Source organism: Desulfosporosinus sp. BICA1-9 (assembly GCF_000802135.1).
This window is the reverse complement of record NZ_JUEE01000204.1, coordinates 1-22,225: the sequence shown is the minus strand read 5'-3', so window position 1 is coordinate 22,225 and position 22,225 is coordinate 1. Positions and strand designations below refer to the sequence as shown.

Here is a 22,225-nt window from a genome sequence, read left to right as displayed (position 1 = left end):
CGAGACTCTATCGAACGCCATATGCTTGAGAAAAACATCTCTGCTAACATGATGGTTAGTAAGACAGATGAAAAAACTCAAATAACAGCTCAAAGCCTTGGTATGAGTGTAAATCATTATCTGATTTACAAGCGGATTCTGGAACAAGGATTAATTGTAACTACCGATGGTTCTAATTCGAAAGATGCCCTTCATATGTTGGCCGAGGCAAATACCACCTTAGGTTCACTTTTCCCGAAAGAGAGCATGGCCATATCTTCTCAAAGCGAGATGCACGAGGAAATGACTAACTCAATGGGAAATCCGATGACTGGTGAGAGTACACCAGCAAAGAATTCCTCCGCATCAGGATCAAGTCAAAGCTTTCCCAACAAAGCTGAAGAGTCAACATCTTCCGGATACACAATGCCTGGCAGCCAACATAAGAGCGGTGGTTCGTCAGAATCTATGCCAATACCTATGCAAGATAACTCAGGCAGTTCAGATGGCTCTGGAGAACATCAAACGATGCGTTAAGGCCCCGATACAGTATACAAAACTCCAGAACGAAAATATCAAGGCTCAGAACTATTAAATGTTCTGAGCCTTGAAAAATGTTCATCCGTACAAACACATGTACTTTATATTCTTCATAAATCCCTATTCAGTCTCAATTACTTCAAACTTATATCCCTGCCCCACACTGTGCTAACAAATGAAGGTGCACCGGGAACTCTGTTTCGGTGCATGAACATAGAACCCTTCTCCATTGGCGCTATAGGCCTTTTGTAATAAGTGTTGTACTTTCTTCTTCTCACTTTCGCTGAGTGTTCGACGTATTAATTTCAAGACAACTGTCTGCCATTCTTTTCTTAACATGGGAAACGGTATAAAGTCGTAGACTTTCCATTCTTCTTGTTTTTTCATCCCTCCCATGGTTACTAGCATATGAACATGTGGATTGAAATTCATTCGGGCTCCAAAGGTATGTAAACCGGCTATTATGCCAGGTGTCACTTTATGTTTCTTCTTAAACCAGTCTTGAACAATCTTTACTGATTCATCCCTGAGGTCTTTCAAGAGTTCTCGATGCATCTGGAAGATTACTCTTAGCCTTCGTCGATGGTAAATATAACATGACGATGATCGACTTGTACGACCTCTTCAGCTATCATTCTGCTCCATTCCTCTGTCTCGCCACTAGAACACGTTGTGCAAAACCGTCCTTTACAGTGAAACGGCACGATCTTCACATCATGACATGCTTCACAGACTAAAAGCTTAAAACCATTTTTTAGATCACCGCATCTATGAAATTTCTCTACTTCTTTTATAACGATGGCTCGTAAATGTTCTTTATGCTTTTCTGCGAACGTTTCCTATGTTTATCGAAAAATATATCTCTTTGAGTTGTGAATTTCTTATGAATAAAATAACTATTTTTTGTTTAATTTGTTCTAAGACCTTACGCTATGCCCGTGGAGAGAGGAATAATATCATCTTATGTTTGTCACACTAACTAGAGTTAGAATTTTTCGTAAAGAGCTAAAGAGAAAGGATTTTTATGGACAAAGAGACTTTGTTAACTCGCAAAAGATATAATCGCACTTCAAAGTTCTACGATATTATGGATCGGATGATTAAACCCGACCTAAGAAAAAAGATACTTAAACAAGTTAAGGGCAAGGTTCTTGAAGTTGGAGTGGGAACGGGAAAAAATCTTGAATATTATCCACCCAATTGTGATATTACGGGTATTGATCTAAGTCCAGGTATGCTTGAGAGGGCGAAGGAGAGGGCTCAGAAATTAAAGATTACTGTTTCTTTACTAGAGATGGATGCACAAAACCTTCAATTTCCAGAAGGAAGCTTTGATACTGTAGTAGCGACCTGTGTTTTCTGCTCTGTTCCTGATCCGATCAAGGGCTTAGAAGAAATTAAGCGTGTTTGTAAACCGAGAGGGAAGGTCATACTTCTAGAACATGTCCGAAGTGATAATCCCTTATTAGGAAAGATTATGGATCTCTTGGATCCTCTAACCGTGCGAATGATAGGTTCACATATTAACCGTAGGACAGTCGAGAATATTACTAAAGCTGGCTTAAGGATCCGAAGTATAGAGGATCAGAATATCCAAATTTTAAAACTCCTTACTGGCGTGAAGCAAAAGGTTCTAGAAAGAGGTAGAAAATATCTGATCACAACAGCACTAATTCTGTCGGATCCAGAATTTGAGTCTATACTCCTACCCTTCTATATAACGGAATGCCAGCGATGAAAAAGGGCCAGCGTTAATATTTTTAATGCTGACCCTTTATGTTACTTTACATTTTACCTTCATAAACCCTATCGAACTTCCAGCTCTTCAGTCGGCACCTCAGGATCTAGCTCTTCAGTCGGTTCCACAAGCTCAGGCTCTTCAGCCAGTTCCACAAGCTCTAGCTGCGGAGCCGCGGTTCCTCTCCCACTTGTAGTAGTGTGAGTCTCGCGATGGATCAGCTTTGTACTTTATGTCTCAAAGTATATTGGATTAATTCGATTATGCTGTGAATGAGTTGTGAATTTCTCATGAATATTGTTAATCATTAAATTGACATATATAGCAGGGATAAATTAATAATTCTAATTGTCAAAAAGGCAGTGTCTTTGTGTTGAGACACTGCCTTTTTTCTACATTCTGTTAATTCTCATTTTGTGGTGTTCTTTGGCCAAGTATGGCAAATCCACTTACTAAAGAGATAAAAGTGACTGAGGAAATAGATCCTCGGACACTTTTATTTAGAGTTTTTGCATTTACTTGGTAGAATCAAGAAACAGATTCCTTGTGTAAGAGTTAAGTTCTGATCTCCGCTTCTAACGACAGAGCCCCGATTTCTAGGTGAGTTCTAGTGTGGTGAGGTCAAAGAGAAGCTTAATCAATCTTAAGAAGTCTTGCATTTATAGACACGATTACAGTGCTTAATGACATTAAAGCTGCACCTAAAGCTGGACTTATAACAATTCCTTGATTATACAAGACGCCTGCTGCTAACGGAAGTGCAATAATATTATATCCTGTAGCCCAAATTAAGTTCTGGATCATCTTTTTATAAGTAGCCTTTGAAAGCTTCAAGATCGTTACTACATCTAGAGGATCACTTCTTACAAGAATAACATCAGCAGTTTCAATAGCAACATCTGTACCAGCACTCATCGCTATCCCTAAATCTGCTTTAGCTAATGACGGTGCATCATTTACACCATCACCGGTCATTGCAACGATCTTACCTTCTTTTTGAAGTTCATCAATTTTAAAGGCTTTTTCTTGAGGGAGTACTTCAGCAATGACTTTATCCATGTTAAGTATGTTCCCTACATAAGAGGCAACTCGTTGATTATCTCCTGATAGCATAATGGATCCTACATGCATAGTCTTTAATGTATCTATCGCTTCCTTAGCTGTTTCTCTTATGATATCTGATAATGCAATATAGCCTAGCAGTAAATTTCTTTCTAACACAAATATGACTGTTTTACCTTCTTGAGCTAGTTTCTCGTAATGTTTTTCATCAAAGGCTATCTTTTCAGACCGCATATAGCCTGGACTCACAACCATAACTTCTCTCTCTTCTATAGTTGCTTTTAAACCTTTGCCAGGCAGGTTTTGATAGTTTTTAACTTCCTTCATCTTAAGGTTTAATTTCTTTCCTTCTTTGACAATGCCTCTTGCAATCGGATGTTCTGAGTTTGATTCCACTGAATAAGCAATTGAAAGCAGTTCATCCCGAGATATTCCAATTTCATGAATATCAGTTATTCCAAATTCCCCTTTAGTCAACGTTCCTGTTTTATCAAAAACGACTGCATTCAATTTTCGGGCGTTTTCGAAGGCCGTTCTATCTCTGATCAATAGGCCTCTTTTTGCCCCTATACTCGTTGACACTGCATTAACAAGAGGGGTTGCCAGTCCTAAGGCATGCGGGCATGATATTATTATCACAGTAACCGCTCTTTCTATGGCAAAGCTTAAATCCTTTCCAATGAATATCCATGAAGCAAACGTTATCGTTCCAGCTATAACAGCTATATAGAATAACCATTTGGCTGCTACATCGGCTAATTTCTGTGTACTTGACTTTGAATCTTGAGCTTCACGCACAAATCTAATAACCTGTGAAAGGAATGTGTCATCTCCGACCCTTGTTACTTTAAATTTTAGAATCCCTTCTCCATTAATGGAACCACCTATAATTTCGTTTCCATTTTCTTTCTCTACAGGAACGGATTCTCCTGTTATCATTGACTCATTAACTTCGGATTTTCCATCATATACCAAACCATCGATTGGTATTTTCTCTCCTGGTTTTACTAAAACTGCATCTCCTGCTTTTAACTGTTTTACAGGAATTTCGATAGTCTCGCCGTTATCTTTAATAAGATGTGCCTCTTCAGGCATAAGCTTTATAAGTTCTCCCAGAGCTTTTGATGCTCCCATAACCGATTTCATCTCAATCCAGTGACCTAAAAGCATAATTACTATTAAAGTCGCTAGCTCCCAGAAGAAATCATTACCTTTCAGAACAAATACAGTAAGCGTACTGTATACATAGGCTACTGTTATAGCAAGGGCTATTAGGGTCATCATTGCAGGTGACTTTTCCTTAAGCTCATCTTTGGCTCCTGTAATAAATGGTTTCCCTCCATAGATGAATAGTATTGTGGATAGGGCAAACAGTATGTATGAATCTGCAGAAAATCTCCAATCAACCCCCAGAAACATCTGGATCATCGGGGATAGCAGTAGTATAGGCACCATAATAATTAATGAAACGAAAAACCTTCGCTTAAAATCTTTTACCATCATTGCATGATGATCATGATGTCCTTCATGCTCTGGGTCTTTATGTGTGGTATGATCCTGAGTTTCATGTTGATTCTCTTGATGTTCGCCATGCTTGTTGTGCCTTACTGGTTCATATTCTTGGTGATCAACATGACTGTGATCCATCTGTTTGTGGTTGATTTTGGAATTATCTCTTTGATCCAATCGTGAGACTCCCACTTCTACAAGTGGGAGTGGTACTCCCGGCTCTGCTTCGGTGGGGGTAGAGTCCCCCACCGAAGACTCGATGTTCAACTTTAGTTGAACGAGTTCACTATTTTCAGTTTGTTTATTCAAACTATGCATCCCTTTCTACATTAGTTAGTCAATTCACCTGCCTTCTTACTCTTTCTGTATAGAGCATACTAAATCCTTCTTAGAAATAATTTTTATTTAGAAGCATTTAGGCTATAATATTTGTTCAGCAATATATCGAGTTGGACGCTTTCCGATAAAACAATGGGGTCAGTTAGCGAACTTTTCTGATCGGCGATGATGTTCAACTTTATTCTTTGTTCTTCGATCTCTTTTAGAATTTGCCACATAGCTATCCTCCTTAGATTTTACACATTAATTTTTCGTTAACTTTCCTAATCTCAGCTTTGGAACTCCAAACATAATCGCGATGAATGCTATATATTAGGGAATATCTGAAGAGTCCCTGTATAACTACTCTGTACGGTTGACTAAAACAATCGTCCATATTAAGGGCTGGCTAAGATTAGTTTAAGGATTGTTGGTTTTTGATCTACAATTTCAATGATGTGCAAGCCTGCAGCTTTCACATTTTCTACAGTCTTTCGATTGATGTGTGGACCCATCATTTTCACGGTCAACGGATCGAGTAAATCCATTATTTTTCCCAATAATGGATTATCACTTCGAACATGTTCTAAAAGTATAATCTTTCCTCCCACTGAATAACCGTCGGTAACCTCGCCGTCGACCGGTATGCTTTCCCCGGGTCGTACAAACACGATATCTCCAATCTCAACCTCATCGACGGCAATCTCTACTTCTTCACCATTGCGAATCACTCGCGCTGTTTTAGCCCCCATGTCCTGTCGCATGGGGCTTCTTTACATACCCCAAAGGCAAACGAGGCAGAAACTTAATCAAGAAACCCGTTAATTGAGTCAACTTGGCAGCGTAAAATCACATACGACCAAAAAATAGCATGACAATTTAAGATAACCCGTTCTCTGTACTTATTGAGAATCGGGTTATCTTTGGAAACGACTAAAATCAAAAAACTCTGCGTGCTCCAATATAACGCTTGGACCAATAGCTTTCAGAAAGACTATGGATGCCTACCCCTTCGCTGGCAGAACCGATTGTTCGTCCACCACCCATATATATCCTCACATCAGATGCCCCTGGTTTATAGGTGGTAAAAAAAACCAGATCTCCAGGTTTAAGTTGATCACGGCTGACAGGAGTTCCCACTTTATACTGTTCAAACGATGTTCTGGGGAGAGAAACGCCTGATGCCTTAAATACATACTGAACAAAACCCGAACAATCAAAACCGGCTCTTGTCGTACCACCCCATAGATAAGGAACTCCCTGTAAACTCATAGCCCGGCTAATTAAAGCCGATGAGCTCGAATCGCTTCCCCGTGAATAGGCGACAACTACTGGCTCACGTTTTGGCCCTTTGGCTACAACTTGGGGGACAGAATCTTTTATAACCTTCTCGTCCACTATCGTCTTGGTAATTACTTTGTCATTCTTTTGTTCGTAGATATACTTGATTTCCTTTTCTCCGTCACTTCCTGCTTTGATTATTTTTGTTTGGCCACTGGCAAGGTTTGTGTCGATTTTCTCAACTTCCTCGAACGGAATGATTTCTTTATCTGTCCTGGTCCCTTTACTCACAACCGTTAAGTACGGAGAAACCTTTTCTATGTTGATCGTTTGACCTGGTTTTAACACTGAATAAGGCGTTGCCCCAGGGTTAGCAGCCAAAACTTCACTTATTTTGAGGTCATTTTTACGAGCAATAAGCCACCACGAATCATTGGGTTGAATAGTATAGTTAGATTTCTGCACATTTCCCCTCTTAAGCTTTTCCAGAGCCTGTTCATAAGTGATAACTCTTTCCGGAGAAACACTTACCGTGTTTGTCCCTATCTCTTCCTGGAATGATACGGAGGTAACCTGATTTGTCTCATCAGACTGAGCAAAAATTTCTTGATAGGATTTTAATAATTTATTACTCTCCTCCTGACTAGGAAGAACAAAGATCGGATTATTAGCGACCGTTAGCTCATTTCCTTCGATATAAACTGCTAACTTTTCGTTTAGATTCTCTTCAGAAAGTAGCTTTAAGTCACCATTTGATAATCGTCCAGTGGAATACTCAATCTTGTCATCTGTTTTAGCTGTGACACCTAAAGCGGCTCCCTTATCGGCCAAGATTTTATCGATAAGGTTTTGTGCACTGTCAACATTGGGAGCAATCCCAATTGTTTCCCCGTTAATTATGATATATGCTACCGAAGTTGTGGACTGGTAATAATATGCCCCTCCCCCTAGCATCAATAATATTACCAACGAGCTTCCGATTACTTTTGGTGATTTCCATGGTATTTTTTGTATCCATTGGATAATGTCGTGTCCTAGCATGTTAACCTTCAACCTTTTCATTATCTACCTCCGAGTTAAGATCAGAAATGTTGTAAAAACTCAAATACAACTTATTAACATTTTAAAAGATGGATGTGAAGAAGTTATGAACGTTTTGGGATTACCTTACGTTATATAAAAACATTCCTCTAAAAACGAGGGAGGATTGGACAACTCACTGCTGGGTGATTAAGCTTTGCTGTACCCTCCGGGCCAACACCATTTCTTCTTGAATGATTTTATGAGTCATTTGCAATTGTTTTATTGCTTCTTCCAATTCCCTAGTTCTATCTTTAACTTTTTGCTCCAGGCCGAAGGTAAGCTCATTTATGACTGCTTCTCGATTGGCCAACCCCTGTGCCATATCATTAAAACCCAGAGCCAGATAGCTAAATTCGTCTGTACCAGTAAAATGAACCCTGGTGGTAAAATCACCGGACTGAATCTTGCCCATGCCTGTGTCCAAAAGATGCATCGACCGGGTTAAATAGCCGGAGAAAAAATAACCTATAGCGGTGGCACTATTCTAATTTTTCTTAACGTAACTGGATTATTTCAACTTGAAGAGATGACGAAAAGCTCAGACCTTATTAATCGGTCTGAGCTTTTCTTATTTCTATATGGAATTTTATGTCAGTGACCATAATCGCGCTGGGGGTAGGCAAGCCATCCACCTTATGATCGCACTAAAAAGTGGCCGAGGATTAAATCCCCAGCCACTTGATCTACTTCTTTTTATTCATGGTCCCTCAATCGTCCAATACCATCGGCATCTGTGCAAAGTTACGGATAGTTAAATGACCTTGTAACCAGCATCATCTACGACCTTAACAAGCATTGAACGATCTGCCGTCCCTATAACAACTGCTTGTTTATGAGCTAAATCGACTTCTGCCTGAGTAACACCAGGAACTTTCAATAACGCTTTCTCAACGGAACTCTTGCAGTGCCCACATGTCATCCCCTCAATTTTTAAGACAATCCCATCTTGGGGATTCATGGTATTTCCTCCGGAATGACCTTTATTCGAATGTCCACAGCAACCACTCATTTTGTATCGCTCCTTTTTTACTACAATTTTAAGTTCTTGTCTCTACCGGCTCTGAACATCACCATCGCGGCTCCAGTAAAAACGGTGTTAAAAGTTCACCATCGCACTTCCAGAACTGGTAGCACCATTTCCGTTGGTCATCATGTTCCCTCCAGAATTATTCATAAATTGGTTCATTTTATCAAGATTATCTTGCCCCATTTGGGCCTTTACATTCGGGTCTGAATTCATAAGATCTTGCATCGCCTTAACATCCCCTGTTTCCATGGCATTCTGCATCCCCTCTGAATTATGGAGATTTTGCATGGTCGTCGAATTCATCAACGTCTGATGCTGCTCCGATGAAAAGGTATTTTGCATAAATCCCTGCATTTGACCGAACCATCCTTTACCTTCTTGTTGGGTCGTTCCAGCTATAGCCGGTATAGCCATAAGCCCAACTGCCAATATTGCGGTTCCTGCGATTACCGTGATTTTTTTACTGAATTTTGTCATTGTTAATACCCCCTTGTAAATCTTCATTCTACTCTTTTGCTTCATTGGCTTTGTTGTTCTTCCATGTCCTTAGTGTAACTCTGGGATACGATCATCTCATGAAAAAGTTGTGAATTTCCCATGAAGAAAGGCTCTTGTTTATACCGATACCCCTCCAAACACCTTCTTTTCTGTAGGTAAGATAATCGTAAATATTGTTCCTTCACCTAGTTTACTCCAGACACTTATGTGGCCTCCATGGTTTTCGATAATTCTATTGAACACTAATGCAGGAACTAACTTACATTCAATTAATACCTTACGTTTACTTTTCTATTTTCAGCTTTGGAAAAAACCCACCTGTTCTATTGACGTATCCCAAGTATTCTTCCCCAAATCTCTCGATTGAATCTGCCTCCTCACGTTTTGCTAACTTAACATACATAGTTACCAAGATGGGAAACATGACTAAAGTCAAAATTGTTGGCCACTGGAGGAGGAATCCAAACATGATAGCGATGAACGCAACGTACTGGGGATGTCGTATTACATAATACGGTCCAGTTGTGGCAATCTTGTTTTTTCGTTGGGCCCGGTATAAGAAACCCCAGGTAATAGCAAGAAATACGAGCCCCCCTATAATTAACCAATCACTAATTGTGTGTATCGGGTACTGATGAGGATCTCCTTTGAGCCCTAGCAAACTGAACCAGAGATGCCCTGAGTCATGTGATGGTATGGCGAAGCTGGGGTATTTGCGTCCTAACCAACCTGAGAGCATATATAGAGTTAAAGGAAACCCATACATTTCCGTAAAAAGTGCGACAATAAAAGCCGAAAAAGTACCAAATACACGCCAGTCAATAGCATTTTTCGGTCTAACGAAACTAAACGCAAAAATAATAAATACCAGTGAGTTGACTATGACAACTGACCAGAACCCGTATTGATACAAGATACTCACCTACTTATTTTTGTAATTGCCTTAGGTTAATCCATAACGCCGTATTGGCGAAGCTTTACTAAGTTAGTTCATATTCGAAGTCGTTGAAGCGTCATAATCCCGCGGTTTCCAGTCTTTAAGATCGTCTTCATTAATAACGATTTTGCCGTTTTCCTCATCTACAGAATAATTTAATTCTTGAGGTGGATACTTAGTACATCCACCACCTAATCCCGTTAAGTCGGCGAGACTCCAACGGGTAAAACATACATTACACACTAATACATCCCCTTCGATGTGGAATTTACGGGAATAGCATGGTTCGCAAAAACTGCTAGCCACCATCACCCTACCCGCTGGGGATAAATAAGCCATCACAGGCAACCCTTTCTGACCATTACCTATATCAAAATTGGGATCATACATAGCGTAAAGAATTTTGTTTTTCTCTAAGTCGTTAAAAGATAGTTTAATTTGGCCGTTATTAATCTCTGCCTTTACCTCAGTCATTTCAATGGTTTTATCCGTATAATTAACACTTTTTCCTATTGAGTATTTGTCATCAAATCCGGGAATTGCCTCTTTGGTTGAGAGTACAATAGCTACTACCCCCACTACCAACAATGTACAAAGACTAATCAAGACCAATTTCCGCCGTTTTTTACTTTCTAATTCTAGCGCCTCTAAACGAGCCCGCTTCCCTACCAGATCAGCCATGCCGGTTTCCTCCTTCCTCTCAATATAATGGAGAGTCTACTTTAAGGCCGTCGAAGAACTATTTGGGCACCTTATGAAGATTTGCTGCTAATTAGTTCTTTTAATAGTTCAAGCTCTTTCTGGAGTTTGTCTTGTCTTTTACCCAGACGCAAACTGTACCCGAAGATTAACACCCAAATTATCGAATAGGCAAGAAATAAATAAAACAATATATCCATGATTGCACCCCCGTTTGCGATTCTTGATTTCTTATCCGCCCCTTGATTTAATTAAACAGTCCCTCTTTTAACCGACGAATCTCTGCTTTCATCCTTTCAATACGGACACTCCGCATCATAAAATAACAGTACAATAAGCTAAAAGCGAACAGGCTGGCAAAGAAAGCCAGCATCATGTCAGGAGCTAATCCAATTCCTTTCGAAGTGACCAGAGCGCCGGGATGCATAGTTCTCCACCAACGAATGGCAAAAAAATTAATTGGCACGACCACAAAAGCCAAGATGCCAAATACTGCAGCGAGACGTGCTTTCTTCTCTTCCTCGCCAATAGCCGAGCGAACCTTGCCATAGGCCAGGTACAAAAACCATAGGATCAGAGTAGTGGTGAGACGTGAATCCCACGTCCACCAGGCATTCCAAATGGGTTTAGCCCAGATAGGGCCAGTCAATAAAACGATGGTTGTGAAGACTACACCGATTTCCGCAGACGTATAAGCATAGGTATCCCAGTTCGTTCGCCTAGTTAGCAGGTAAGCGATACTGGCAACAAAAACAACTCCGAAGGCCATCATTCCGACCCAAGCCGAAGCAACGTGAAAATAAAAGATTCGTTGAACATCACCCATCGTTTTTTCTGTGGGCGCATAAACTAGTACTAAATATAGAGCTACAAACACGGCAAGAAACGTTGACCACGCTAATACCTTTTCTATTAGACTAGTGCGCGTGTTTTCAGTCATAGACTACACCTCCAGCAAATAATCGAAGAGAAGCATAGGTAATACAGTAAAGACCACCCCGTAGACAACCAGAATCTTAAGAAATAGATCCGTACCGCTTCCCACAAGACCAAAACTGTCTTTGGTAACAATCACAGCACTAAGCAATACTGGCACAATTAAGGGAATCAACATAATTGGCATAAGCATCTCTCCGGCTTTTGTCGCTGAAGACAAAGCCGCTAAAAAGGTACCCACAGCCATAAAACAATAAGTGCCCAGCAGAAGGACAATGACAAACAAACCTAACTGCTGTGGTCCAGGGTAATTGAAAATAATGAAGAATAGAGGAACTGTTACACCTTCTACAATAACCATGAGCAAGAGGTTCATGATCGTTTTAGCAACGTAAATAGCACTACGATCTAGGGGACAGAGCATCAACCCATACAAACAGTCATTCTGTTTTTCCGCAGCGAACGATCGGTTAAGGCAGAATATCCCGGCGAAAATTATGGTAATCCAAATGATCCCCGGCAAGACCTTGCTCATTAATTCTTTGTTTAAATCAATAGCAAATCCGAAAACCACCACCACCAATAAGGAGAATACTATCATCGTGCTCAGCATTTCCTTACTCTGTAGCTCACTTCTAATTTCTTTCCAAAGTAAAATTCTCACTTTCCTGATGAAGCTCATTCGACTCCTCCTATAAGCTCCAAATACCGACGTCTGAACTCTTCTCTCTTTAGCCTTCGGGGATTGCAGGAGTAGGCGATACGACCGCCTACTAGAATCAAAGCCTGGTCACTTTGTTCCAAACCCTGCTCAAAATCATGGGTAATCAGAAAAACTGTGTGTTTACTTTGGGATAACTGACTCAAAATTGTATTTAAAATCCCTTTAGCCATTTCATCCAATCCAGTGTAGGGTTCGTCCATTAACAAAATGGAAGGATTATGGACTAGTGCGCGCGCAATTGAGAGTCTCTGCTGCATACCTCGAGAGAAACTATGGACTGGCTCACCAGCCGCAAACGACAATCCCACTTCATTCAGTAGTTGTGTAATCCGTCGCTTTAAGTCTGGCACTTCATACATTCTTCCGTAAAACTCTAAGTTTTCTCGCGCCGTTAAGTTATCATAAAGAAATGAATTATGAGATATCATTCCTATCTTACATCGGAGAGTTGACCCGTTTTCCCTTACGTCCTGACCATTAATCAGTACCTGACCACCAGAAGGTTTACTGAGCATAGCCAGAATTTTTAGGGTCGTACTTTTACCAGCCCCATTAGGCCCAAAACAAGTAACGAATTCTCCAGGGGCGATTTCCAGATCAACTCCCTTTAAAATTTTTTTACTACCGATTGTTTTTGTTAGGCCCCGGGTTATAATCAAACATTTCATCCCCTTGAATTACACGATTTGCCTCAATTCAGTTTTACTATTCCTCCTCAGCATAGGTATCCTCTGTATCTAGGATAGCCAAGGCAACGTTTGCATACTTATTTTTTAAAGATCGGTAGTCTTCCTCGGATAGCTTTTTCATATGATAATCAAATTCAATTTCACTTAAGGTACTCATAATTACATCTTTTTCCGTTAACATCGTTGGACTCAACCATTCTGCTTGCTTCCCTTCATCTCCATGACCTTTCCAGATGGGATAGCCAATCAACGTCAAGGATACCAACACCAATAACACAAGTATTAAAACTGCATACAAAGGTTTCAACCTCCAAAACACCCTTTAATATAGGGTTTACTACCTTATAAATACTTCTTTAACTCTTCGTCTAAACGACGAGCATCCTCCTGATTAAGCGGGGCAACTTCTTCTTCCCTTAGGGATGAACCAACCCATTTTTCTAAACCCAGGTAAATAAATGCACCCCCACCAATAGTGGCCACAAACGGTCCAAGCCAAGCAATCCAATTGAATCCCCTTTTGGGCGGTGAAGCCAACACTTTGTCTCCATATACCTCTGCTAGATAAGCATACGTTTGTTTCTTATCCAAACCCTCTTTGAACATCTTTTCTCGGATAACGCCCCTTAATTTTTCGGCAGCTAACGTTTCACAGACTGCCAAATTCATCATACAGCCATCAAGAACACATATTACCCCACTTTCCACATCCAAAGGTATAGGGCGTGTTTCCCAAGTCTCGCTGCCATGGGCCGTTATAGGGGAAAACAACAAGGCGAACAAGACAATGATAACTGGCACTAATCCCAATCTCTTCATACTACCCCCTCCACCCTCTCCTTAATGACATCCTGCCTTCGAAGGTAGTGAGCCCCAGATTGACTACCGCGTCCGGGCCAAAGTGCAAAGATCGTACCGAAGATCAGGACATAGCCTCCAATCCAAAGCCAGGCAATCAAAGGATTGATAAAAATCTTGAAGGTCGCGCTCCTATCCTTTTGCCAATCCGCCAGAACAATGTACAGATCTTCTTTTAAAGTCGTGCGTAGTCCAACCTCAGTAGAGGGTTGATCTGAGGTTGGATAAAAAACTTTCTGTGGTTCCACTACGCCGAGCAGACGGCCGCTATACCGATCATAGACGCTCAACGCGGCATAGACAACTTGACGTGAATCACCCAGATCTTTTTGGGATAAATGGTTGTAAGTCAATTTGTAGGAACCTATCTCGAGGGTTTCCCCGATCTTAACAGTTTTGGTCAAATCAAGATTGTAAGTGTGAGAACCCGTAATTGCGATCAACATTAGCACCATACCCAAGTGAATAATATAACCCCCGTGACGCCGTCGATTGCGCATTAATAAAGTAACTATAGCCATCAGGAAAGACTCCCCGGTTAATCTCTTCCGCACCCGCGTTCCCTGGATAATCTCCAGTAGAATAGTAGAAATACAAAATGCCGCTATCCCATAACCGGCTAAAGCATAGGGTTTTCTAATCCCTAGAAGGAATATGTCCAGTATAGCTACTGCTGTAAGAACTGTAGGCAGCAGGAAATTGTCGAGCAAACTTTTTGGAGTCGCCTTGCGCCAGGCAATTAACGGGCAGATTCCCATCAGAATAAACAAAGCTAATCCTAAAGGAGCACTGACTGTATTAAAGAAAGGCGCTCCCACTGAGACTTTTACTCCCCGGACGGCTTCAGAAATTATCGGGAAAATCGTACCTAACAAGACTGCGAAAGCTAAGCCAACTAGTACTAAGTTATTTATTAAAAAACTGCTTTCCTTAGAGAGGAAGGCCTCGAACGAGCGACCCTGGGTAAGGAAGGCACTCCGTTTAACAATCAAGATTATACCAATAGCCAACATCAAGACAGTAAATACTAGGAAATATCGCCCTAATTCGTTACTGCCAAAAGCATGAACAGACGTTAGTATGCCGCTGCGCACCAAGAAGGTTCCAAATAGGGTGAGCACATAAGTAATAGTAACCAACGCTAAGTTCCATACCTTCAGCATGTCTTTGCGCTCCTGGATCATAACAGAATGGAGAAATGCAGTACCGGTTAACCATGGTAGTAAGGAAGCGTTTTCCACCGGATCCCAACCCCAGTAGCCACCCCAACCTAACTCCATATAAGCCCACTGCGCTCCTGAGAGATTACCTAAACTTAGAAATAGCCAGGCTAGGATCGTCCAACGACGAGTAATCCTAATCCACTCATCTCCGGCATTTTTGGTAATCAGTGCCGTCATCCCGTAAGCGAAGGGTATGGTAAACCCGACGTAGCCTAGGTAAGTAGTGACCGGATGGATTACCATGCCTGGGTTTTGTAGCATCGGATTCATACCTGCTCCGGCACTTACTATAGCTCCTGGGTACCAGCCACTAACCCGTTCAAAGGGATTCGTCAAAAACGCTAGAACAAAGAGAAAAAAGGCTGAGTTAAAGAGTAAAATTCCACTGGCATAAGGCGCCATCAGCTTTCCTTTACGCGAATAGGCAACGATTACCGTATACCAAGATAGTAGGAACAGCCAAAGCAACAAAGAACCGGAATTTCCCGCCCACCAAGCAGAAAATCGATAGAAGCCCGGTAAATCACGACTTGTGTATTCATAAACATATTTGATGCTGTAATCTCCACTCATGAGAAAGAAGATTAGGATTAAGCTAACCACAGTGCTGAGAAAAGCCACTGCTAAAGTTGCACCTTTAGCGCTCCCCAATAAGGCTTGATTCTTAGTACGAATGGCCATTAGGAACGCGATCATTCCATATATACTCAAAACCAGAGCCAAAACTATTGAAAAATAGCCTACTTCAGCCATTTGCGTACATCACTCCGATCTTGATTATTGCTACCGCTTTAGTCCTAGCGATCTTAAAAACTTAGTAACCGCACCCTCCTGCTGAGATTGGTCTGCCTGCTCATATTTGGAAGGGCACTTGAGGTTAAGATTATCGGCCTGGAAAGTGCCATCCTTGTTGAACTTACCTTCCACTACAGCCCCGGTTGCCTCTTGGAAATTATCGGGTTTGACATCGTTATAAATCACTATCAATCTCTTGTCGGGAGAGTTTTCATCATAGATCTGAAACTTAAGTACGACCGGGTTACTTTTCCCGTCAAAGGTTGCCGTAGTGACATCAATTTTTCCTTCAATACGGTAATGCTTGCCAGGATCAACACTACCATTGATAGCTTCACTTACCTTTAGATAATAAGCTGCATTAGCAGTGCTAAACCCGGCAACTATCAAGTAGAAAACAGCGGCCACAATTATAAGGATGCCAGCAGTTACTTTAAGGTTTTTTTGTCTCATTTACACGCCTCCAGTATACTACTTACTATCTTCTTTAATTTCGGCCAAGAGCTGGTTATAAGTGTCCACATCAATCTTGCCATCTAGCAACATTTGCCGAAGTTTCCTTTTTTCTTGATTTCCAGCTTCCGCCTTACTAAGCTTTTTAGATACTGGCCCTTTTTTCTTGGCTACGGTCCCTTTATAAGTACCCTGTGCAGGTTGCTTATCCCTATTGAGGCCTAAGATTAGGATACCGGCCAAGATAGCAACAAACAACAAGATAGGGATTAGGACCTCCGGTTTACTAAGCTGACTATTCCATCCCGGTGATAAACTTTGAGGGTTACTCTCACCGATTTGTGGCTGGTCGAAGCTTGGTTTATTATCCGGCTTGGTATAGTCAACTTTGACAGCTACATTATCTTTAGGCGTCTGATTTTTATAGTTAAAGGAAAATCTATCCAACCCTTTAGAATCTTTCCCAGTCATACTTGCAGCTGGAGTCGTGACAAAATTACTAGCGTTTTTCGGGGCTACAATGTTTAAATCCAAGTTATCTATATCATCTGTCGGAAAAAATATGTAGTTAAACGTCTTGTTTGGAGCAGCCGAACCATTATCGTAATAAAATTCTAAATAGGCCGGATACTTCTGGTTGGGAGCGATGTCTTTGGTGATTTTCCAACTGAGCTTCACTTTGTTATCGTCTAGATCCTGAGTAGTATACGGCTGGCAGTCATGACCCCCCTGGTCAGTAATTTCGCATGCCATACCTATTTCCGCTCCCTTAGGGATGATAAAGGAAATAAGGGTGTCTTTCTTTATAGTTTCAGTGCCAGGATTAATGAAGTCCCCTTGATAAATTACTAACGTTCTTGGGGCATCATATTCTGGTTTGACGTCTACTTGAAAGTTTGTGGCCTTTAGACTACCACTCTCTGCCCACGCAACATTAGGGCTAAGGTGACTTATACTTAAGCTTAGGAGAAGTAAAACTATCGTTAAAAGCAATTTTGTATTTGTTTTCACTTGTTAATCTCTCCTTGTGTTGTGAAGTTGTCCATTCCTTAATGCCCTAGATTAGAACCTCGATCCAATAGATGTGGCTTAAACTCAGGTAAAGAGGGATAGAGGGCTACCCTATCCCTTGGTCAAAAAGGAAATGTTTTATAACATAGCATCACGAAAAATTAACTTAAAGCCTATTTGCTCTTATGACCACTGCAGCAACCCGCGTCACCTGTACTTCTATCCTGTAGATCTTTCTCAGGACTATCGTGCCGTTGCCCATGTTTCTTCCCACCGCCACAACAACCCGCTCCCCCTGGCCGATGCATAAAGAGCATTATAGCGATGAACAAGAAAACCCACCAATTTTGACTGATAAATTGCCACATTTTTCAATTCCCTCCCAAAGTAATTTATTCACTTCCACTAAACCCACAAAACGATAAATGTGTTCACATGCCCAGAGGCAAACGAGGCAGGAACTTAGCCAAGAAACCCGTCAGTTGAGTCAATTTGTCAGCGTAAATCACATACGAGATATAAAGCATTAGGAGGCCGGCTAGCCGTTCAACAACAATTTGCCAGCGACGCACCCTCTGCAAACTCTTCATAACCCAATTAAATGACATCCCTGCGATCATATACGGAATAGCCAGCCCTACGGAAAAAATAAACATAACTAACATTCCGCTGAACGGATTTTGAGTAGTGCCTGCTAAAGCTAGAATAGAGTAGAGAGTCGGGCCAATGCAATGGGAACAAGCAACGGCGAACAACAAGCCGACAACAAAGGATGACCAAGCACTGTATTTAGCCTTATTCCTTAACTTTTCGTAGAAGGCTGGTTCCCAGTGTAATTTAGCAAGAAACGACAGATTGAAAACGCCCAAAAGCTTAAGCGATAAGATAAGGACAACTGTGCCACCCAAAATATTAAGCACGAACTGCCATTTACTGAGTATTGCACCAAGCTCTCCCGCAGCAGCTCCGGCAGCAGTAAACACCAGAGTAAAACCGCCGATAAAGGCTAGGGTATTCTTCAGAACTCGGCGACGCAGGAGTGCGTCCATAGCCGTCTCTTTAAGTTGATCAGAAGTCAGCCCTGTAATCAGAGAAAAATAGACTCCTAACATCGGAATGATGCAGGGCGAGAGAAAAGAAAGAATTCCAGCAGCAAAAGCAATTGCTAATAACGACGTAGTCAATGAATCACCCTGCTCTCGGTTTTAGTAAACCCATGTGAAGTTACGCATCGGAACTCTGACTAAATTCTTAATGACAAGTGTAACCTGACTGCCGGGTTTCAGTTCACTTAAATCTGTACTTTGTACTCCTATTTCAGCCGAAACGTGATGACCTTCTCCGCTTTTATTTAAAACTTTAACGACAGCTGGCACAGTGGTTCCACTAATCTTTAGTTCAGTATTCTCAGTAAAATCGAAATCATCCAGATTGGTCATATGATTGCTCATCGATACCGCAAATTTCTGCATCGAAGAATTTGAACCTTCTTTTTCCCAGGTAACGGTAACATCTACTCCTCCTTGGGTATCAAATAGCGGTGCACTCTCCGAGCCAGCGACCGAAGGGCTGGAAGAACCAGAGTTGTTAATACTGGTTGTATTAGGAGCTTGCTGCGCTTGATTTTGCGTAGCTTCAACTGTTTGGAGACCCCACCAAACACCTGCCCCTAAAATAATAATTAACGCAGCTGCAAGTACTCTTACCTTCAATCGTCTCTCCCCTTTACGAATAACAAAATTCCTACATCCAAGACATTTCTCCCTAGCAACTTGTCTTACTATCCCTAATAATACTTACACAATCCGACTAAGCTGTGAATGAGTTGTGAATTTCCTATGAATAAAATAACTATTTTTCGTTAAATTTGTTCTAGACATAAACATGAATAGTATAATCCTTACCAAATGCCAAAAGGGCAGTTTCTCCCTGTGAAGATACTGCCCTTTTCTAGCCTACCCTCTAGGCACCTGCTGGCCTCGCGACTTCCAAGTTAAGACAACGACGCAGATGGATCTCTTGGATCCTCTAACCGTGCGAATAATAGGTCCACATATTAACCGTAGGACAGTCGAGAATATTACTAAAGCTGACTTAAGGATCCGAAGTATAGAGGATCAGAATACCAAAATTTTAAAACATATTGTTGCGGAACCGTAAGATGTATGGATAACTTATATTAAATAGCAAAATTCCTCCCACAAAAGAGGGAGGAATGCAATAAGTCTTAAAGCACATTAATGCCCGTGGATATCTTTCTGTTGTTGCGGCTGCTGTTGTTGCTGTTGCTGAGATGGTGGGATGACGGCTGAGATCGCTTGCGGCAAGGATGTAATAACCAAAATAATCGAGATAATGGAAGATATAAGATACACCCACGCTGAAGGACGGTCATAACTCCACTTACGTTTAGCAACAAGAATAAACCACACTGAAACAACGAGGGAGACAAGTAAAAAGATGATCTTTGTTGACGGAGATAGTGATAATAGACTTGAGCTTAGAGTGGTTAGACCCAATGCAATCAAAAGAGTATGAACCCAGTGGTGGGAAGAAGCTATAATTGCAAACAGAACTGAACCAATTGCTTTGATTATGCCTCTATCCTTTTTTGCTTTTACATCCAGAATTACTTCGCTTTTGCTCATATGTGACCCTCCTTAGTTACTTCTACATCCTCAGTGTAACTCTCTAATTCGAGGATCTCATGAAAAAGCTATGAATTTCTCATGAAAATTACTGTACCACCATTTTCTTTGGTAAGATAATCGTAAACATTGTTCCTTCACCAGGTTTACTCCAGACACTGATGTGGCCTCCATGGGTTTCGATAATTCTCTTGACTATGGCTAATCCCAGTCCAGTCCCACCCTGGGATCGACTTCTGGATTTGTCTCCTTTATAAAACCTCTCCCAAATCATCGGTAAATCCTCAGACGCAATCCCTATGCCTGAATCTTTTATTTCAATCAGCACATTATCAGCCTTGTGAGCTATGGTAATTACAATTTCTCCCCCTCTAGGAGTATGGCGGATGGCGTTATCCAGTAGATTGATAAATACTTGCTTAATCCTATCACTATCTCCCCAAGCAAGCGGAGTTTTTCTGCTTATGTGAAATATCAACTTAACTCCTTTTTCTTCAACCAGCGTACTAAAATTACTTTGCACGGAAGAAGCAAGTAATTTTAGGTCAACATAATTCATTTTAAAATCTTCATATCCCTCTTCCATTTTCTTTAAATCTAAGATATCTGTGATCAAACGTTTGAGACGTGCAGTTTCTTCATAAATATTATTTAAGTAAGAATTTTTTTCATTGACATCAACAGCAAGGTCATCCTGTAAAGCTTCTGTAAAGGCTTGGATAATGCTTAACGGAGTTTTCATTTCATGGGATAGATTGGAAACAAACTCCCTACGCGTCTGATCTAATCTTTCCAGTTGGGCCAGCTTTTCCTGGAGTTGACCGGAAACTGTATTCAAAGAATCGGCCAGAAGACCGACTTCATCATTGGTATTAATAGTTATCCGACGGGAAAAGTCTCCGTTGGCCATCGCCAGAGCAACCCGGCTCATGCTGCGTAATGGCTCGGACACCTTTTTCGAAAAGAGGTAACTGAGAGTTATTCCGAGGGCGAGCCCACCCACAGTCGAATAAACTGTGATCGTCTTAAAGACAGCTAGTTGCCCGGCCAATGGTTCGATTGGAACATGAATTACGACCGCCCCTATCGAACTTTGGGGATCCGTCACCGGAACACCTACCGTAAGAACCTGGGTATTGAAGAAGGGGTTATTACCCTTGTTAAAAACCGTTTCTCCGTTCAACAGCTTTTTTATATCATCTTCAGTTAAAGGACTATAAGTAGGATCAGTAAGTACTAAGGATGTGTCTTTGGTACTTTTAGCAAAACCCTCAAATGTTTGGACAATACCATTCTTGTCATAGACCATGATATTTCCTTCAATTAAATCAGAAGCTAGTTTTACTTTTAAATCCATCGCCAGACTGTCATTTTCAGTGCTAGTAAAGTTGGCCACCTTTTTAGCTAAAGATGTTAATTGTTTAAATTGTACATCGTAGTAAATTTTATCCATAATGCTCATATGAAGAATCCCAGCTACCCCAATGACGATTAATGTGAGGATATTTATCACTATCCAAAGCTTTGTTACAATGCTGTTTGACTTCATCCTCATCCCCACTTCATCAATCTTCGTCTGCACTTTGAGTTCGAGCTTGCCAAAGTTTATCCCGCACTTGACGCTCAGGCCTTCACTGCCAGTTTATCAAATTCAAAACCGTTTCGAACATCGTTTTTTTTAATCCTCGTAGTACTTAAATGATAACGAACTCCACCAAAGGTTCTTCCCCAGGGTTACTTCAGCCCGACCATTGTAAGCACTTAACTCATTATCGATATAGAGGGTTATTCCCGTTCGGTTTTCTACAGAGTAGTTGTCCAGTGGACGACGTGGATGCCCAAGTTCCATGTCTGGACTTGGTAACGTGCCTCCGCAGCATCCCGACAGGGTGCCGCGAAAGATTATTATTTCTCCACCTTTGCTTTGAATGTAACGTGCCGCTTCCGGCGCAATATCGACTTTCAACACTGTTTTCCCTCCCCTTTTACCTAAATTTAAACTGATTCGCTAGTGATAAGTTTTTCCCGGAGCATTATATTCTAACCTCCACCTATGCCTTTAACTTCCCACTAAAACATAGGTACTCTAACAAGAAAAAAGGCCAGCGATAATTTTAAAGCTGACCCTTTTCGTTACTTTTACATTTTTATCTTTTTACTGAGCTTCTGGAGTTTCAGGTGTTGCCTCTGCTTCTGCTGCCTCAGGTGTTACCTCTG

Annotated in this window: 25 protein-coding genes and 3 pseudogenes; 2 read left to right on the top strand and 26 right to left on the bottom strand. The window is 41.2% G+C overall.

Features of this window, described 5'->3' with window-relative positions:
* A pseudogene (locus tag JL57_RS25155) lies at window positions 1-516 on the top strand (hypothetical protein); the annotation flags it as partial.
* 171 nt (window positions 517-687) lie between these two features.
* On the opposite strand, the gene JL57_RS25150 reads toward JL57_RS25155, so the two are convergent.
* Both JL57_RS25150 and JL57_RS36665 read right to left on the bottom strand, forming a co-directional pair.
* The gene (locus JL57_RS25150) at window positions 688-1,074 is read right to left on the bottom strand and encodes a transposase (protein WP_291300547.1); all 387 of its coding nucleotides are present in this window, start codon (window positions 1,072-1,074) and stop codon (window positions 688-690) included.
* Between the two features lie 14 nt (window positions 1,075-1,088).
* Window positions 1,089-1,331 (bottom strand): annotated as a pseudogene (locus JL57_RS36665) (transposase zinc-binding domain-containing protein); the annotation flags it as partial.
* A gap of 212 nt (window positions 1,332-1,543) precedes the next feature.
* On the opposite strand from JL57_RS36665, the gene JL57_RS25145 reads away from it, so the two are divergent.
* The gene (locus JL57_RS25145; protein WP_291300546.1) at window positions 1,544-2,257 is read left to right on the top strand and encodes a class I SAM-dependent methyltransferase; all 714 of its coding nucleotides are present in this window, start codon (window positions 1,544-1,546) and stop codon (window positions 2,255-2,257) included.
* Window positions 2,258-2,890: 633 nt separating this feature from the next.
* On the opposite strand, the gene JL57_RS25140 is transcribed toward JL57_RS25145, so the two are convergent.
* From JL57_RS25140 to JL57_RS25035, 24 genes and pseudogenes are all read right to left on the bottom strand, one after another.
* On the bottom strand, window positions 2,891-5,137 hold the full coding sequence (locus JL57_RS25140) for a copper-translocating P-type ATPase (RefSeq protein ID WP_291300545.1): 2,247 nt from the start codon (window positions 5,135-5,137) through the stop codon (window positions 2,891-2,893).
* A 92-nt stretch (window positions 5,138-5,229) separates the two neighbouring features.
* Window positions 5,230-5,385 carry an aspartyl-phosphate phosphatase Spo0E family protein gene (locus JL57_RS35510; RefSeq protein WP_291300544.1) on the bottom strand — a complete coding sequence of 52 codons (156 nt, stop codon included), beginning with the start codon at window positions 5,383-5,385 and terminating at the stop codon, window positions 5,230-5,232.
* Between the two features lie 372 nt (window positions 5,386-5,757).
* A pseudogene (locus JL57_RS36660) lies at window positions 5,758-5,892 on the bottom strand (hypothetical protein); the annotation flags it as partial.
* Window positions 5,893-6,085: 193 nt separating this feature from the next.
* Window positions 6,086-7,489: a C40 family peptidase gene (locus JL57_RS25130; protein WP_034144645.1), complete on the bottom strand. Its 1,404-nt coding sequence runs from the start codon at window positions 7,487-7,489 to the stop codon at window positions 6,086-6,088.
* Window positions 7,490-7,643: 154 nt separating this feature from the next.
* On the bottom strand, window positions 7,644-7,979 hold the full coding sequence (locus JL57_RS25125; RefSeq protein ID WP_291300548.1) for a HAMP domain-containing protein: 336 nt from the start codon (window positions 7,977-7,979) through the stop codon (window positions 7,644-7,646).
* Between the two features lie 282 nt (window positions 7,980-8,261).
* Window positions 8,262-8,519 carry a heavy metal-associated domain-containing protein gene (locus JL57_RS25120; protein ID WP_366557097.1) on the bottom strand — a complete coding sequence of 86 codons (258 nt, stop codon included), beginning with the start codon at window positions 8,517-8,519 and terminating at the stop codon, window positions 8,262-8,264.
* An 87-nt stretch (window positions 8,520-8,606) separates the two neighbouring features.
* Complete coding sequence (locus JL57_RS25115; RefSeq protein WP_034144643.1) at window positions 8,607-9,014, bottom strand: hypothetical protein; 408 nt, start codon at window positions 9,012-9,014, stop codon at window positions 8,607-8,609.
* 304 nt (window positions 9,015-9,318) lie between these two features.
* Window positions 9,319-9,948, bottom strand: a complete 630-nt coding sequence (locus tag JL57_RS25110) for an isoprenylcysteine carboxylmethyltransferase family protein (protein ID WP_034144642.1) — start codon at window positions 9,946-9,948, stop codon at window positions 9,319-9,321.
* Window positions 9,949-10,020: 72 nt separating this feature from the next.
* Window positions 10,021-10,653, bottom strand: coding sequence for a Fe-S-containing protein (locus JL57_RS25105; protein WP_034144641.1), 633 nt, complete (start codon window positions 10,651-10,653; stop codon window positions 10,021-10,023).
* A gap of 71 nt (window positions 10,654-10,724) precedes the next feature.
* The gene (locus JL57_RS35500) at window positions 10,725-10,871 is read right to left on the bottom strand and encodes a CcmD family protein (protein ID WP_291300542.1); all 147 of its coding nucleotides are present in this window, start codon (window positions 10,869-10,871) and stop codon (window positions 10,725-10,727) included.
* A gap of 47 nt (window positions 10,872-10,918) precedes the next feature.
* Window positions 10,919-11,611, bottom strand: coding sequence for a cytochrome c biogenesis protein (ccsA, locus tag JL57_RS25100; RefSeq protein ID WP_034144640.1), 693 nt, complete (start codon window positions 11,609-11,611; stop codon window positions 10,919-10,921).
* A 3-nt stretch (window positions 11,612-11,614) separates the two neighbouring features.
* Window positions 11,615-12,289, bottom strand: coding sequence for a heme exporter protein CcmB (locus JL57_RS25095; protein WP_034144639.1), 675 nt, complete (start codon window positions 12,287-12,289; stop codon window positions 11,615-11,617).
* A complete protein-coding gene (gene ccmA / locus JL57_RS25090) occupies window positions 12,286-12,990 on the bottom strand; it encodes a heme ABC exporter ATP-binding protein CcmA (RefSeq protein ID WP_034144638.1) in 705 nt (234 codons plus the stop codon). The genes JL57_RS25095 and ccmA overlap by 4 nt, the downstream gene beginning before the upstream one ends.
* A 46-nt stretch (window positions 12,991-13,036) precedes the next feature.
* Window positions 13,037-13,318 carry a hypothetical protein gene (locus tag JL57_RS25085; RefSeq protein WP_034144637.1) on the bottom strand — a complete coding sequence of 94 codons (282 nt, stop codon included), beginning with the start codon at window positions 13,316-13,318 and terminating at the stop codon, window positions 13,037-13,039.
* A gap of 44 nt (window positions 13,319-13,362) precedes the next feature.
* Window positions 13,363-13,839 (bottom strand): cytochrome c-type biogenesis protein CcmH, encoded by a 477-nt coding sequence (locus tag JL57_RS25080; RefSeq protein ID WP_034144636.1) that lies wholly within the window; start codon window positions 13,837-13,839, stop codon window positions 13,363-13,365.
* Window positions 13,836-15,854 (bottom strand): heme lyase CcmF/NrfE family subunit, encoded by a 2,019-nt coding sequence (locus JL57_RS25075; RefSeq protein ID WP_034144635.1) that lies wholly within the window; start codon window positions 15,852-15,854, stop codon window positions 13,836-13,838. Before JL57_RS25075 ends, JL57_RS25080 begins: the two co-directional genes overlap by 4 nt.
* 30 nt (window positions 15,855-15,884) lie before the next feature.
* On the bottom strand, window positions 15,885-16,349 hold the full coding sequence (locus JL57_RS25070) for a cytochrome c maturation protein CcmE (protein ID WP_034144634.1): 465 nt from the start codon (window positions 16,347-16,349) through the stop codon (window positions 15,885-15,887).
* An 18-nt stretch (window positions 16,350-16,367) separates the two neighbouring features.
* The gene (locus JL57_RS25065; protein ID WP_034144633.1) at window positions 16,368-17,360 is read right to left on the bottom strand and encodes a hypothetical protein; all 993 of its coding nucleotides are present in this window, start codon (window positions 17,358-17,360) and stop codon (window positions 16,368-16,370) included.
* A 173-nt stretch (window positions 17,361-17,533) separates the two neighbouring features.
* Window positions 17,534-17,728 (bottom strand): hypothetical protein, encoded by a 195-nt coding sequence (locus JL57_RS25060; RefSeq protein ID WP_034144632.1) that lies wholly within the window; start codon window positions 17,726-17,728, stop codon window positions 17,534-17,536.
* Between the two features lie 63 nt (window positions 17,729-17,791).
* Window positions 17,792-18,544, bottom strand: coding sequence for a cytochrome c biogenesis CcdA family protein (locus JL57_RS25055; RefSeq protein ID WP_034144631.1), 753 nt, complete (start codon window positions 18,542-18,544; stop codon window positions 17,792-17,794).
* Between the two features lie 21 nt (window positions 18,545-18,565).
* Window positions 18,566-19,072, bottom strand: coding sequence for a hypothetical protein (locus tag JL57_RS25050; RefSeq protein WP_034144630.1), 507 nt, complete (start codon window positions 19,070-19,072; stop codon window positions 18,566-18,568).
* A gap of 525 nt (window positions 19,073-19,597) precedes the next feature.
* A complete protein-coding gene (locus JL57_RS25045; protein WP_034144629.1) occupies window positions 19,598-20,008 on the bottom strand; it encodes a hypothetical protein in 411 nt (136 codons plus the stop codon).
* 88 nt (window positions 20,009-20,096) lie between these two features.
* Window positions 20,097-21,557, bottom strand: coding sequence for an ATP-binding protein (locus tag JL57_RS25040; protein ID WP_034144628.1), 1,461 nt, complete (start codon window positions 21,555-21,557; stop codon window positions 20,097-20,099).
* Between the two features lie 129 nt (window positions 21,558-21,686).
* Window positions 21,687-21,977, bottom strand: coding sequence for a CC/Se motif family (seleno)protein (locus JL57_RS25035; RefSeq protein ID WP_034144627.1), 291 nt, complete (start codon window positions 21,975-21,977; stop codon window positions 21,687-21,689).
* Window positions 21,978-22,225 lie beyond the last annotated feature (248 nt).